The organism is Blautia sp. CAG:257, from assembly GCF_000433815.1.
In the GTDB taxonomy this organism is placed as follows: domain Bacteria; phylum Bacillota; class Clostridia; order Lachnospirales; family Lachnospiraceae; genus Blautia_A; species Blautia_A caecimuris.
Genome location: NZ_HF998981.1, coordinates 16,229 through 29,858, shown reverse-complemented (window position 1 = coordinate 29,858; position 13,630 = coordinate 16,229). Strand labels below are relative to the sequence as shown.

The 13,630-nt window shown below is 41.1% G+C and carries 11 protein-coding genes and 1 tRNA gene; 4 read left to right on the top strand and 8 right to left on the bottom strand.

Annotated features, from left to right (window positions below; translation table 11 throughout):
• Window positions 1-12: 12 nt before the first annotated feature.
• The 3 genes from QVP40_RS00625 to QVP40_RS00615 form a co-directional block, all read right to left on the bottom strand.
• The gene (locus QVP40_RS00625) at window positions 13-1,044 is read right to left on the bottom strand and encodes a 3-deoxy-7-phosphoheptulonate synthase (protein ID WP_022066579.1); all 1,032 of its coding nucleotides are present in this window, start codon (window positions 1,042-1,044) and stop codon (window positions 13-15) included.
• A 282-nt stretch (window positions 1,045-1,326) separates the two neighbouring features.
• A complete protein-coding gene (locus QVP40_RS00620; protein ID WP_022066578.1) occupies window positions 1,327-1,893 on the bottom strand; it encodes a M15 family metallopeptidase in 567 nt (188 codons plus the stop codon).
• 54 nt (window positions 1,894-1,947) lie between these two features.
• On the bottom strand, window positions 1,948-3,411 hold the full coding sequence (locus QVP40_RS00615; RefSeq protein WP_022066577.1) for a nicotinate phosphoribosyltransferase: 1,464 nt from the start codon (window positions 3,409-3,411) through the stop codon (window positions 1,948-1,950).
• A gap of 268 nt (window positions 3,412-3,679) precedes the next feature.
• On the opposite strand from QVP40_RS00615, the gene QVP40_RS00610 reads away from it, so the two are divergent.
• Window positions 3,680-3,751, top strand: a tRNA-Gln gene (locus tag QVP40_RS00610).
• A gap of 126 nt (window positions 3,752-3,877) precedes the next feature.
• Here QVP40_RS00610 and QVP40_RS00605 read toward each other — a convergent pair.
• Window positions 3,878-4,822, bottom strand: a complete 945-nt coding sequence (locus QVP40_RS00605; RefSeq protein WP_022066576.1) for a LysR family transcriptional regulator — start codon at window positions 4,820-4,822, stop codon at window positions 3,878-3,880.
• A 304-nt stretch (window positions 4,823-5,126) separates the two neighbouring features.
• Between QVP40_RS00605 and QVP40_RS00600 the strand changes: the two genes are divergently transcribed.
• From QVP40_RS00600 to araD, 3 genes are all read left to right on the top strand, one after another.
• Complete coding sequence (locus tag QVP40_RS00600) at window positions 5,127-6,578, top strand: aspartate ammonia-lyase (RefSeq protein WP_022066575.1); 1,452 nt, start codon at window positions 5,127-5,129, stop codon at window positions 6,576-6,578.
• 294 nt (window positions 6,579-6,872) lie between these two features.
• Complete coding sequence (locus QVP40_RS00595; RefSeq protein ID WP_022066574.1) at window positions 6,873-7,580, top strand: acyl-[acyl-carrier-protein] thioesterase; 708 nt, start codon at window positions 6,873-6,875, stop codon at window positions 7,578-7,580.
• Between the two features lie 495 nt (window positions 7,581-8,075).
• The gene (gene araD, locus QVP40_RS00590; protein ID WP_138271243.1) at window positions 8,076-8,771 is read left to right on the top strand and encodes an L-ribulose-5-phosphate 4-epimerase; all 696 of its coding nucleotides are present in this window, start codon (window positions 8,076-8,078) and stop codon (window positions 8,769-8,771) included.
• 61 nt (window positions 8,772-8,832) lie between these two features.
• Here the strand turns inward: araD and QVP40_RS00585 are convergent, their stop codons facing one another.
• The 4 genes from QVP40_RS00585 to QVP40_RS00570 form a co-directional block, all read right to left on the bottom strand.
• A complete protein-coding gene (locus tag QVP40_RS00585) occupies window positions 8,833-9,774 on the bottom strand; it encodes an ABC transporter permease (RefSeq protein WP_022066572.1) in 942 nt (313 codons plus the stop codon).
• Entirely contained in the window at window positions 9,771-11,291 is a 1,521-nt protein-coding gene (locus QVP40_RS00580; protein WP_022066571.1) for a sugar ABC transporter ATP-binding protein, read from the bottom strand. Before QVP40_RS00580 ends, QVP40_RS00585 begins: the two co-directional genes overlap by 4 nt.
• Window positions 11,292-11,361: 70 nt before the next feature.
• Window positions 11,362-12,324, bottom strand: coding sequence for a sugar ABC transporter substrate-binding protein (locus QVP40_RS00575; protein ID WP_022066570.1), 963 nt, complete (start codon window positions 12,322-12,324; stop codon window positions 11,362-11,364).
• A gap of 70 nt (window positions 12,325-12,394) precedes the next feature.
• The gene (locus tag QVP40_RS00570) at window positions 12,395-13,627 is read right to left on the bottom strand and encodes an anhydro-N-acetylmuramic acid kinase (RefSeq protein ID WP_022066569.1); all 1,233 of its coding nucleotides are present in this window, start codon (window positions 13,625-13,627) and stop codon (window positions 12,395-12,397) included.
• Between the last annotated feature and the right edge of the window lie 3 nt (window positions 13,628-13,630).

Sequence of the window (13,630 nt, the reverse complement as noted above, 5' to 3'; positions counted from 1 at the left end):
AAGAGTGATTTCTCAGCACTTCTCAGCAATTTCATAGATCAGCTTTTCAGTATCCTCCCATCCAAGGCATGGATCGGTGATGGAGCAGCCTGGAATCATATGATCGCTGATATCCTGGCGGCCTTCTAAGAGATAGCTTTCGATCATAACACCCTTTACAAGCTTTTTCAGGTCGGAATTGTAATTGCGGCTGTGGAGAACCTCACTGACAATACGGATCTGTTCTTTATACTGTTTGCCGGAGTTGGAGTGGTTGACGTCAACAATAACAGCCGGATTTTTGAGATTCCACTGATTATATAATTCTGCAAGGCGTACAAGCTCTTCATAGTGATAATTTGGCTGAGTCTGGCCGAATTTATTTACGCCGCCTCTGAGGATGGTGTGGGCAAGCTCGTTTCCGCTGGTAGCAACATCAAATCCCCGGTAAATAAAATGGTGGGAATGCTGGGCAGCGGTAACGGAGTTTAACATAACAGAAAGATCTCCGCTGGTAGGATTTTTCATTCCCACAGGGATATCCATTCCACTTGCAGTAAGGCGGTGCTGCTGGTTTTCTACAGAGCGGGCGCCGATAGCTTCATAAGACAGAATATCGTCCAGATAGCTGCGATTTTCAGGATAAAGCATTTCGTCTGCGGTAGAGAGTCCGGTTTCTGCCAGCACACGGATATGCATTTTGCGGATGGCAATGATGCCTGCCAGGAGATCAGGAGCCTTGTCCGGTTCCGGCTGATGGAGCATGCCTTTGTAGCCGTCGCCTGTGGTGCGGGGCTTATTGGTATAGACTCTCGGAATGATCATCAGTTTATCGGAAACCTGGTCGTTTACTTTTTTGAGACGGTTTGCGTATTCGCATACAGTATCTTCGTTGTCTGCAGAGCAGGGACCGACCAGAACAACAAATTTATCAGACTCTCCGGTAAAAATTTTGCGGATCTCGCTGTCTCTCAGAGATTTTACTGATCTGAGCTCATCCGTTAAGGGATACTGTTCCTTCAGCACATCAGGTAAAGGAAGCTGGTGGTTGATGTTCATTGACATGATAGATTTCCTCCGTAAGTAGATTAGTTATAAAATAGTTAACTGCAGATAAGCTGCAAAGTGTTTTATTGTTACAGTTCACATGGCATTTGACCAAGTTGCTGTGAAGGTCATGAACAGTAAGGTTTTGTTTGCAGCAGCAATTAAAATATGTTCTACATTATTTTCATAAAAAATTCAGTCTGCAGGGTTTCGGATTTTTAATAAAATGTGGGAAAACCTGCGGGACAGTACTGTGTAAACAACAGTGGAAACTTTTATTTACGAAACATTCACAGTATATCACTTTAAATTGGAAAAGTCCACCGGATTTTCAAGCATATGATATTCTTCCAGGGTCAGACCGGTCAGTGAAAGATAAGAGGCAAGAGATCTGGTTACATAGCGGATATGCCAGGGTTCCCATGGAATACCGGTGATATGTTCTTTATTTTTGGGATATCGTATAATAAAACCAAAAAGCGCGGCATGGCGATTCAGCCAGATTCCCTCTTTTGTTTCTGCAAAGGCTTCAGTCAGCTCCATTTGTACTGCAGGACAGGACATGTCCAGCGCAAGACCGCTCTGATGCTCACTGGAGCCCGGAGGCGCCACATAAGAATCACCTGTAAAGAGTTCTTTCTGACGCCTGTAAGAACGGTAACCGGAGATACAGTACAGATTCAGTCCCTCGGAGCGGCTGCGTGTGATCAGCTCAAGAGCGGAGCGGGCTGTTTTTTCTTCCAGAAGACGCTTAGGCTCTCCGGGAACAGCATCAAAGGGCAGTCCGATATCAACCAGATGCTCCGGTATAAAATCTTCAGGAAGCGGATGCTTCCTGTTAATGAGAATCGTGTAATCTTTGTCCATAAAAATCCCCCCTTACCTTTTATGATATGAAAGGCAGGGAGGGGATATGCCCCTTTAATCAAGGGCCTTTTCGCTCATTTCCTCCAGAAGATTTTTTTTCAGATCATAGAGCTTCTGAGAAAGATCTACATAAACTTTCTGGGGGTTGACCAGACGGCGGGATTCATCCCAGAGAGTTTCCTGCTCCTTCTGGCAGTATTTGCGAAGCTCCATAACTTCAGGCGAGGTGTAAATCCGTTTTCCCTCCCGGATCACCGGGATAAGAAGTTCACGAAGCTCATAGGTACCGCCCAGAACCTTTGTCTTTTTCCAGGTATCCACCGGATCAAAGATGATCATCGTTTCTTCCGGGTCAAAAATCTCATCAGCCAGACAGATCAGGTCGGCCTTGATCTTTCCGGTTTTTTTGCTGTAAATACGATAAACAGTTTTATCTCCGGGATTTGTTACCTTTTCTGTATTTTCGGAAAGCTTGATTTTGGGTATAAAAGTATTACTGTCAGTGTCTTTTACTGCAGCGAGCTTGTAAACTCCGCCAAAAGCCGGGTTGTCCTTGCTGGTGATCAGATTGGTTCCTACGCCCCAGGAATTGATTTTTGCATCCTGAGTTTTCAGACTGTCGATCAGATATTCGTCCAGATCACTGGAAGCTGCAATAGTAGCGTCATCAAAACCGGCAGCAGCAAGCATTTTGTACGCTTCTTTGGAGAGATAGGCAAGATCGCCGCTGTCAATACGGATGCCGTATTTTGTCAGTGGAATACCCTCCTCTCGCATTTCCTCAAATACACGGATGGCATTGGGAACACCTGATTTCAGTACATCATAGGTATCCACCAGAAGGATGCAGGAATCAGGGTACATTTTTGCATAGGTTTTAAATGCAGTGTATTCATCCGGAAAACTCATGATCCAGCTGTGAGCATGAGTACCAAGAACAGGAACATGGAACATCTGACCTGTAAGAACATTGGAGGTTCCAACACAGCCGGCGATCACAGCCGCGCGCGCGCCGTAAATGCCTGCATCAGGTCCCTGAGCGCGGCGAAGCCCGAATTCCATTACTCCGTCTCCGCGGGCTGCATAACAGACTCTTGCCGCTTTGGTGGCAATAAGACTCTGATGGTTAATGATATTAAGGATCGCTGTTTCTACAAGCTGCGCTTCCATAACAGGGGCAATTACTTTTACAATAAGTTCCCGGGGAAAAACAACAGTTCCTTCCGGAATCGCGTAAATATCTCCTGTAAAATGAAAGGTGCTGAGATATTCCAGAAAATCCTCCTGAAACATATTCAGGCTGCGAAGATAAGCCACATCTTCTTCTGTAAAACGAAGATTTTCGATATATTCGATCATCTGCTCCAGTCCGGCTGTAATGGCAAAGCTGCCTCCGCAGGGATTGGTACGGTAAAACATATCAAAAATCACGGTCTGGTTTGTCGGGTTTTTGAAGTAACCCTGCATCATGGTCAGTTCATAGAGATCAGTGAGCAGAGTGAGATTATTTGCTCTCATATAATGTCTCCTTTATATATAATGTCTTCTTTATTGAGAATGCTTTTTGCTTGTCTTATTATACTTTGCTGATTTAAAGAAATTATAGTATAAAAAACAGCATGTTTCAATAAATCTTTATAAAAAGAAAGCCTGTTCCAGGGGAGCGAAATGGTCTGCGAAAAATTTTTTGAAGAAATTTAAAAAAAATTAAAAAAAGGGGTTGCATTTTTTTTTAGACTATTATATAATACCACTTGTCGCAAGCGAGAAACGACAAACAAAACATAGGGCTATCGCCAAACGGTAAGGCAACGGACTCTGACTCCGTCATTTCAAGGTTCGAATCCTTGTAGCCCTGCTAAATGAGCATCTTTCAGTTTACTGGAAGATGCTTTTTTCTGTATAACTGTCAGGTCGGCGGTCATGGCAGGCAAAATACAGTTCCCTGAAACGGAAGATCTCAGGGAACTGTTCTATAACGGGGTTAGTTGCTGTTCTGAGTACACATCTTTAAAAATTCTTCCATGGCCCGGCTGAGATAACGGCCTTTTTTCCAGTAAAAACAGATATTGCGGCAGTTGTCCTTCAGAGGCAGCTTGTAATAAACTACATTGGGATTCGGAGTAACCTTTGTTATCATGATATCTCCAATAAAGGAAATGCCCATGCCGGAGCAGGTGACATTGTAAGAGGTCATCTGCTGGTCCATTTCAAAGGTAATGACAGGATCAAAATGATTTTTCCGGCAGATTTCCAAAGCTCTTTTTCCAGTATCATTTTCCTGTTTCAGCATAATAAAAGGTTCTTTTTTAAAGCGTGACAGAGGGACAGAGGGAACCTGCGAATCCAGAAATTTTCCTGTCTGAATGTCAGAAACAGAAAGCTGAAAATCCCGAAGGCTGTCATTAACAGAAAAGGAGCCAGGCACAGCAAGAATAAGGTGTTCTTCCTGATAAAGAATGCTGTCAAAAATTTCCGGGTTCAGGCTGGTATTATCCAGTACAAGATCAATACTTCCGCTCTGGAGCATTTCTGTAAGCTTTACTGTGGATTCTTCCACAAGTCTGATCTGAATCTGTGGATAAAGAGCTGCAAAATCAGCCATAAGCGATGGAAGAATCCACGAAGAAAATAAATTACTGCCTCCCAGGATCAGAGTTCCTGTTTTCAGCCCTCCCCAGTCATTGATAAAGTCCGAAAAATCTTTTTCTATATTCATAATACGTTCTACACAGCGGATATACTGTTCACCGCATTCAGTAAGCCCAAGAGGTTTCGTGCTTCTGTCAAACACCGGATAGCCGATCCGGGACTCCACACGCCTGACATTGGCGCTGAGAGAAGGCTGGGAAATAAAAAGATTTGCGGCAGCCTTTGAAAAACTTTTTTCTTTATAAACTTCATAAACGTATTCCATTCCCTGAAACATGACAATTCTCCTTTATATAATTTATAAATTATAATAATTATAAAAATATATGTATTTGATTATATATTAGCATATTACTATAATGAGGACAATGAAAATGAACAGGCACAAAATCGGCTGCTGTTAATAAAGGTTTATCAGCGAAGACAGTCCGGCAGGAACTTTGGATGGAAAAAGCCAGGAACAGTGGACGGTAATCAGCATCTATGTGAAAATCACCGGAATTAGCAGCAAATAAAAAAGATTAATGGGATAAAAACCTGCGTTCATCAGACAGCAGGAAAAATGCAAAGGGAGAAGAACAATGAACAAAAATGGGGAAGCAGAGAAGAAACAGGATTATCGTGTAGAGAAGGATTCTATAGGAACAAAGGATGTTCCACAGAATGTGTATTATGGAGTGCAGTCTCTCCGCGCAGCAGAGAACTTTCATATCACAGGGCTGAATATGCATCCTGAGATCATAAACAGTCTTGCGTATATTAAAAAAGCGGCTGCAATTACCAATTGTGAGATCGGTATGCTGGATAAAAAGAAGGCAAAAGCCATTGTACAGGCCTGTGATGAGATTCTGGAAGGAAAGCTTCACGGTGACTTTATTGTAGATCCGATTCAGGGCGGCGCCGGAACTTCCTTAAATATGAATGCAAATGAGGTTATTGCCAACCGCGCCATCGAGATTCTGGGAGGAGAAAAGGGTGATTATTCCATCATTAATCCCAATGATGATGTAAACTGTGGGCAGTCTACAAATGACGTAATTCCTACAGCCGGTAAGATGACCTCTCTCAGACTTCTGAAAAACCTGAAAAAAGAACTTCTTCGTTTACATAAAGCGCTTTGTGCAAAGGCAAAGGAATTTGATCATGTAATCAAAATGGGACGTACACAGATGCAGGATGCGGTTCCCATTCGTCTGGGCCAGGAATTTAATGCATATTCTGTTGCAGTTATGCGTGATATCCACCGTATGGACAGAGCGATGGAGGAAATGTGCACTCTCAATATGGGCGGAACTGCTGTGGGAACAGGAATTAATGCAGATGAAGCATATCTCAGAAGAATCGTTCCCAATCTGGTAGAGGTTTCTGATATGGAATTTGTGCAGGCCTATGATCTGATAGACGCAACACAGAACCTTGACCCGTTTGTGGCTGTGTCCGGAGCTGTAAAAGCCTGCGCGGTAACTTTATCCAAGATTGCAAACGATCTGCGCCTGATGTCATCCGGACCAAGAGCAGGTTTTGGGGAGATTAACCTTCCGGCTAAGCAGAACGGCTCTTCTATTATGCCGGGCAAAGTGAATCCGGTTATTCCGGAGGTGGTCAATCAGGTTGCATTTAATGTCATCGGAAATGACGTGACCATCACTATGGCGGCAGAAGCGGGCCAGCTTGAGCTGAATGCATTTGAGCCTATTGTATTTTACTGTATGTTCCAGTCTATTGATACGCTGGCTTATGCGGTTCAGACATTTGTGGATAACTGTGTAACAGGAATTACAGCAAATGAGACACGCTGCCGGTATCTGGTAGAAAACAGCGTGGGAATCATTACTGCGATCTGTCCTCATGTGGGATATCAGAAAGCTGCGGACATTGCCAAAAAAGCAATCAGGACAGGAGAGTCTGTCCGCAGTCTGATCCTGAAAGAAGGACTTTTAAATGAAGAGCAGCTTGACCATGTTCTTGACCCTGTAAATATGACAGAGCCGGGAATTTCAGGAAAAGAGATTCTCATGGCAAATGATAAATAAAAAACGAAATAAATTATAGATTTTGCAGAAAAAGTAAAAGGATCCCTTTTTGGCACTCAGAAAAATATCTGATGATGCCGGAAAGGGATTTTTGTATACAGAAATGAAGATGCATCGATATGCCAGGATCACGACACACAGGGAAAAATGCTATTGCCGAAGATGACAGGGGATACATTTTGACCAAGTTATTATGAAGGTAGTGAACAGTGACGTTAAATCTGCCCTTGCAGTGTATAGTTTCAGTGGATATAATTAAGAAAAAATGTATTGAAACAGAAAAGAGGACGTAATATGGCATACAGTTTCAGCGGAAGAGTCCGCTACAGTGAAATCGGAGAAAACGGTCTTTTAACTTTGCCTGGGATACTGAATTATTTTCAGGACTGCAGTACTTTCCATTCAGAGGCAGCAGGGCTTGGGGTAAAGGTTCTGAAGGAAAAAAATAAATTCTGGGTACTTTCTGCATGGCAGGTGATTGTAAACCGTTATCCGTATCTGGGAGAAGAAATCGTTACTTCAACATGGCCTTATGGATTCCGGGGATTTATGGGATTCCGTAATTTTACCATGGATACAGCAGAAGGGGAGAGGCTTGCCTACGCCAATACGTTCTGGACGTTTATTGACGGGAAAAACGGACTGCCCTGCAAGCTCAGTGCTGAATATACAGAGGGATATGGTCTGGAAGAAAAGCTGGATATGGAATATGCATCCAGAAAAATAATCCTGCCGGAGACTTTTGCGGGAGAGGAAGCTTTTCCTGTGCAGAAACATCATCTGGATACCAATCACCATGTAAACAACTGCCAGTATATTCAGATGGCAATGGATTATCTTCCTGTGGATTTTAAAATCAGACAGATGCGGGCTGAATATAAGCAGCAGGCCCGGCTTCACGACACGATCTGTCCGGAAAAGTCAGTAGATGGGGATAAAATTGTGATTAAACTGAATGATACAGAGGCAGAGCCGTATGCGGTAGTGGAGTTTGTGAGGTAGAAGATCAGAGGATTTGTAATTAATTACAGTATTTTATGGGGAGCTCGGTTTTACTTGTTTGCTATGCCTGAAAAATATATACTCTGTTTAATAATCATATTCTATAGGCAATATTTTCTGAATACGAAGATATTAAAATTATCTCGTTAGATGAATTGATTTTATATCAGTGGGATTTTGACCTATACACACCAAAACATCTGGCAGAATAGCACCGTGGGAATAGTTATGAGATCAGTATAATAAATAGGATTTTCCAGAAATATATTGGCTTGCTATAAAGAAAGGTATATACTGTAAGCAGGTGTTTTTTAGGTGTAAAATTGTTATTGTTCATATGGCATTATCCTGCGAGACGTTTTGATATGTATAAGACAAAATCCCGAGATATACAGGGCAAAATGCCATCACTGAGGGTGATTTGGAATGTGTTTTGACCAAGTTACTGTGAGTAGAGAGAACAATAACGTAAAACTTATTCAGGAGGAGAGAACAATGCTGGAAAAATTAAAAGAGGAAGTTTATAAGGCGAACATGGAACTGCCAAAATATGGACTTGTAACCTTTACGTGGGGAAATGTCAGCGGAATCGACAGAGAAAAGGGATTATTTGTGATTAAACCAAGCGGTGTGGATTATGACAAACTGACGCCGGAGGATATGGTGGTAGTTGACCTTCAGGGAAATACGGTAGAAGGAAAGTATAATCCGTCTTCTGATACAGCCACTCATGTGGTTCTGTATAATGCATTTCCAAATATCGGAGGAATCGTACATACGCATTCTTCCTGGGCAACAAGCTGGGCTCAGGCTGGAAGAGGGATTCCCTGTTATGGGACAACTCATGCAGACTATATTTACGGAGAGGTTCCATGTGTGCGCAACCTGACAAAAGAGGAAATTGAGGAGGCCTACGAGAAAAATACAGGCGTTTTGATTGCCGACTATTTTAAGGATAAGGATTATGAGGCTGTTCCGGCAGTTCTCTGTAAAAATCATGGTCCTTTTACCTGGGGGAAGGATGCCCATGAGGCGGTGCATAATGCAGTAGTTCTGGAAGAGGTGGCAAAAATGGCAAGCCGATGCGAGCTTATTAACCCACAGGTAAAGCCAGCTCCCCAGGAGCTTCAGGACAAGCATTATTATAGAAAACACGGCGCAAATGCATATTACGGACAGAATGTAAAATAAAAAATTAGAAGGGCTATCGCGTTTTTGATTGCGATAGTCCTTCTAACATTAAAAGATATATTTATTTTGCTTTTCCTCTTGTATCGGCAAGAACTGATACCACAATAATTACACCTTTTAATACTTGTTGCCAATATGTGTTCATACCCACAAGGGTCATGCCGTTTGTTAAAACAGTGAGGAGAAGTACACCAACAACAGTTCCCATTACTTTACCTCGTCCACCCGACATGCTTGTGCCACCAACAACAGATGCTGTGATACAGTCCATTTCAAAGTTAAGACCTGCTGATGGCTGTCCTGATCCAAGTCGTGTTGTAACGATCAGACCGGCGATTGAAGTAAGTATACCCATAATTACATATACAAGAATTTTCACTTTTACAACTGGAATGCCTGACCAGCGGCTTGTTTCCATATTTCCGCCAACCGCATAAATATAACGTCCAAAACGGAATTTTGTTGTCAGCATAACACCAAAGATAATTGCAATGATCATGATAATAACTGGAATCGGTACAGGTCCTATATAACCAGTTCCAATTTTAGTAAAGTTATCATTTGACCATACAATTGAATTTCCACCTGTAATAATATATGCCAAGCCTCTAAGGATTGTCATGCTTGCCAGAGTAGCAATAAAACCAGGAAGACATCCTACAGCACAAAGAATTCCGTTACAAAGACCAACTAATGCACCAACAAGAATTGCTGCAAGTACTGCAAGCAGTACACTATTGGTGTTTTTACACACAACCGCACCTACCAGACCAGCTGCACAGACAAGCGATCCTGCTGACAGATCAATTTCTCCAATAATAATGATCATTGTCATTCCAACTGCTGCAATGGCAGTAAAAGATGCCTGTCTTAAAATATTAGTAATGTTATTGACAGAAAGAAACTGTGGGTTCATAATTGTCCATACTACGCAAAGTAAAAGTACAACTCCCACTAAGAGAAGTTCTCTTAATCCATTAATATTTATTTTCTTTTTCTTCATTTTTTTACACCTCCAAATGCGGCCTGCATAATATTATTTCTTGTCACTTCTTCTGCGGTCAATTCCCCTGAAATACTTCCTTCATGCATAACAAGAATACGGTCGCTTACCTGCATTACTTCAGCCATTTCTGAAGAGATCATAATAATACTCATTCCTTGTTCTGTCATTTTACGCATCAAATTATAAATTTCACTTTTTGCTCCAATATCAATTCCTCGAGTAGGTTCATCCATGATTAAAATATTGGGTTCCATCGCAAGCCATTTTGCGATAACGACTTTCTGCTGATTTCCACCACTTAATTCTTTTACTTCTTGTTCTTCGTTACGAAGGTTGATTCCAAGATCTGAAATAAATGTTCCCGTGATATTTTTCAGTACTTTTTTATCTAAAAGAGAGTTTTTGAACTGTCCGATTTTAGAAATCAACATGTTATCTTTAATACTCATTCCAAGAACCAGGCCAAGTCCTTTTCGATCTTCCGGAACTAAACCTATACCTGCCTGAATCGCATCTTTTGGGCTGGAAATTTTGACTTTTCCACCTTCTACATAAATTTCGCCGCCTCCGATTGGATCTACGCCAAAAATAATTCTTGCAAGTTCTGTTCTTCCTGCACCTACAAGACCAAAAAATCCAAGAACTTCTTTTTCATAGAGTTTGAAATTAACTGGTTTTGCTCCAGGAAATACCTGTATGTTTTTTACTTCAAGAACAACGTTATTCTTATTTACAAATTCGCTTCCGGAATTTTTTTCAATATTTAATTCATGACCGATCATCATGGAAATAATATCTTTTTCCTGAACATCTTTTGTATTGACTGTGTCAATATATTTTCCATTTCGAAATACTGTAATTCGATCAGAAAGTTCAAAAACTTCTTCCATTCTATGAGATATGTAAACAATACACACTCCTTTGGCTTTCAAATCTTTAATTAGTTTAAATAATGTCTGAGATTCTTTTTCAGATAGGCTTGCTGTTGGTTCATCAAACACCACTACTCGTGCATGAAAAGATAATGCTTTTGCAATTTCTACACATTGTTTCTGACCACAACTTAACTTTGATACTTCAGTACTTGGGTCTATATTCAGATTTACCTTTTTCAGTTCTGTCACTGCATTTTGAAGAAGCTGTTTTTTATCTACTGTACGACCTGGTTCTAATGGTTCTCTGCCTATGAAAATATTTTCTGCAATATTCATATTTTCAAGAAGGTTAAATTCCTGAAACACCATACTAAGACCTAATTTCTGCGCTGCAAGAGGCGATTTGATTTCTACCTCTTCCAGCTGCTGTGACGATGTGTTCTGAAGATACATCTTTCCACTGTCTCTGCTGTATACTCCTGTCATAATTTTCATAAGTGTGGATTTTCCCGCACCATTTTCACCCATTAATGCATGTATTTCACCCTGCCGGAGATCTATCTGCACATTGTCCAAAGCTTTAATTCCTGCAAAAGCTTTAGATATACCTTCCATCTTTACGATTGTCTGAGACGTCATTTGATCTTCACCCCTTTTCTAAGAAACCACCTGCTTTATGCAGATGGTTTCTTATTAACATGAGAATATCTTATTCTACTTCAACTCCATATCCCTTTTCGCGGTCGATGAAATCCTGAATATTATCTTTATCCATGTACTCTACCGGAACCTCGATAAACTTTTCGGTTTCTTCCCCCTGGCACCATTTGATTGCCTGCTCTACAGCTGTATACCCCATTTTATATGGATCCTGAGAAACACCAATTGCTACTTTTTCATCACGAATTGCTGTCATATTTTCCGCGGTTGCATCTACGGTTGTGATATAAAGATTATTCAGACCTGCAGAAGTTGCTGCACTTAAGATAGCCATTCCTGAGTTTTCATTAACACCTACAAATGCATCTATATCTGGGTTTGCTTGGAGAATGTTTTCTGCCGACGCCAGTGCGGTATCCCTTGCATGTGCGGTCTGCTGTTCTGCAACAACCTCAATGTCTGTGTCTTTGATTTTATCCATAAATCCCTCTGTTCTGTCTTTCAGAGATGTTACAGTAATACCATCAATAATGGCAATTTTTCCTTTTCCATCCAGTTGCTCAATTACTGCATCTGCCAGCATTTCACCTACTTTATAGTTATCAGAAGCTACAAATGATGTAGAGCCTTCGCAGTCGACATCCATAGTAAATATGCCAACACCTTTTTCTGCTGCAGCCTGTACAGCATTTACCACACCATCAGAATCATACGGATTCAGAAGAAGGACATCACATCCCTTGGTAACCAGATTTTCAATCTGTGAAACTTGTGTTTCCAGAGAACTGTCTGCTGCAAGAATATTGCAGTTTTCAACCCCAAGATCTGTACATGCCTGTTCGATACCCTTCTGCATTGCCACAAAAAATGGGTGTACATTCTGTCCAAAAGACACACCAATTGTAATGTCTTTCGCCTCTTTATTTTCTGCTGCTGAGACAACAGTTGCGCCTGTAAAAAGCGATGTTGCTATAGCTGCTGTACATAAAATGCTAATAAATTTTTTTTTCATATGTATTTCCTCCAATTTATGGTAATTTTTATAGATTATTATTAATTTCCATGTTATGATAAACATGTGTTTACAGTTTTGGACCACCTTTGATATGATGAGGTGCTACTGCGATTTTTCCCAGAATCGCATACTGTGATGCATGACCTGCTGCTGGAATATTGCCTGGTACGCAATGAATCGTTGAATAAGCAATGGTCGCAAACTTTATTGCTTCTTTGTATTCCGGCGGAATGCCGATTTCAGCAGAGGTTGTTACTTTGATATTACCAGGAACTCTTTTCTGGATTTCTTTCATGATCTGAGGATTTTTAACACCACCACCACTTGCATAAAGTTTGTCGGTAGATTTGATAATATCCTCTGGTACATTTTCTTTCATGCTTCTTGCAACTGCTTCACCTGTAAATGCACATGCGGTAGCAAGGAGATCTTCTTTTGGTAAGAAACTGAATTTCTGAATAGTTGCCTTAATATATTCTTCACTGTAATCCTGAGACCATCCGGAACGAGGTACAGGTCTGTCCCAGAATGGATGCTTCATAAAATGGTCCATCAGACTCGCGTCCACTTTACCGGATGCCGCAATTACACCATCCTTATCATATTCCAGTCCCAATAATACTTTGCACATATAATTTGAAATAATGTTTCCTGGACCTGTATCAAATCCAAACATTCTTCGTCTGTCTGCATTTGCAACATGAAGATTTGCAATCCCCCCAATATTTAATGTCATCGTATATCCCGGTTTATCTCTGAAAAGAATGTAATCCAAGTATGGCATCAAAGGTGCCGCTGCACCACCAGAAGCATGATCTGCCGGACGGAAATGGGTAACTGTATCAATATCTATCAAATTAGCAATAACAGATGTGTCACCCATTTGGGTTCCACAGGGATAATTTCCTGATAACCAACGTCCTACCCAATTGTCTTTTTCCTCTATTGTCATATTAGTAATTGCTGCATGATTTGGCTGTTCCTGATATATTGTCTGTGTATCCAATCCCAGAACCTTTATCTCTTTTGAATCAATTTTATTTTCCCTCATAAATTGCGCTGCTTTTTCTGCAAATACAGCTCCACACAGATAGTTAAGACGATTCAGTCCAACCATATCCACTTTGTTGACAAATGCATTCTGGACAATATCTGCAACTTCCTTTGGCCATTCATAAGACCCTCCACAAATAAAACGCGGTGCCTTTGGGAATCCATCTTCAGCCATTTCAGTTTCAGCCAGAATCACATCAATTCCATCAAATGAGGATCCACTGTTCATTCCCATAATTAAATCCATTTT

Excerpts from the sequence above, each read along its gene's own strand:
- QVP40_RS00625 (WP_022066579.1), bottom strand. The coding sequence starts at position 1,044 with ATGTCAATGAACATCAACCACCAGCTTCCTTTACCTGATGTGCTGAAG.
- QVP40_RS00620 (WP_022066578.1), bottom strand. The coding sequence starts at position 1,893 with ATGGACAAAGATTACACGATTCTCATTAACAGGAAGCATCCGCTTCCT.
- QVP40_RS00615 (WP_022066577.1), bottom strand. The coding sequence starts at position 3,411 with ATGAGAGCAAATAATCTCACTCTGCTCACTGATCTCTATGAACTGACC.
- QVP40_RS00605 (WP_022066576.1), bottom strand. The coding sequence starts at position 4,822 with ATGTTTCAGGGAATGGAATACGTTTATGAAGTTTATAAAGAAAAAAGT.
- QVP40_RS00600 (WP_022066575.1), top strand. The coding sequence starts at position 5,127 with ATGAACAAAAATGGGGAAGCAGAGAAGAAACAGGATTATCGTGTAGAG.
- QVP40_RS00595 (WP_022066574.1), top strand. The coding sequence starts at position 6,873 with ATGGCATACAGTTTCAGCGGAAGAGTCCGCTACAGTGAAATCGGAGAA.
- araD (WP_138271243.1), top strand. The coding sequence starts at position 8,076 with ATGCTGGAAAAATTAAAAGAGGAAGTTTATAAGGCGAACATGGAACTG.
- QVP40_RS00585 (WP_022066572.1), bottom strand. The coding sequence starts at position 9,774 with ATGAAGAAAAAGAAAATAAATATTAATGGATTAAGAGAACTTCTCTTA.
- QVP40_RS00580 (WP_022066571.1), bottom strand. The coding sequence starts at position 11,291 with ATGACGTCTCAGACAATCGTAAAGATGGAAGGTATATCTAAAGCTTTT.
- QVP40_RS00575 (WP_022066570.1), bottom strand. The coding sequence starts at position 12,324 with ATGAAAAAAAAATTTATTAGCATTTTATGTACAGCAGCTATAGCAACA.
- QVP40_RS00570 (WP_022066569.1), bottom strand. The coding sequence starts at position 13,627 with ATGGATTTAATTATGGGAATGAACAGTGGATCCTCATTTGATGGAATT.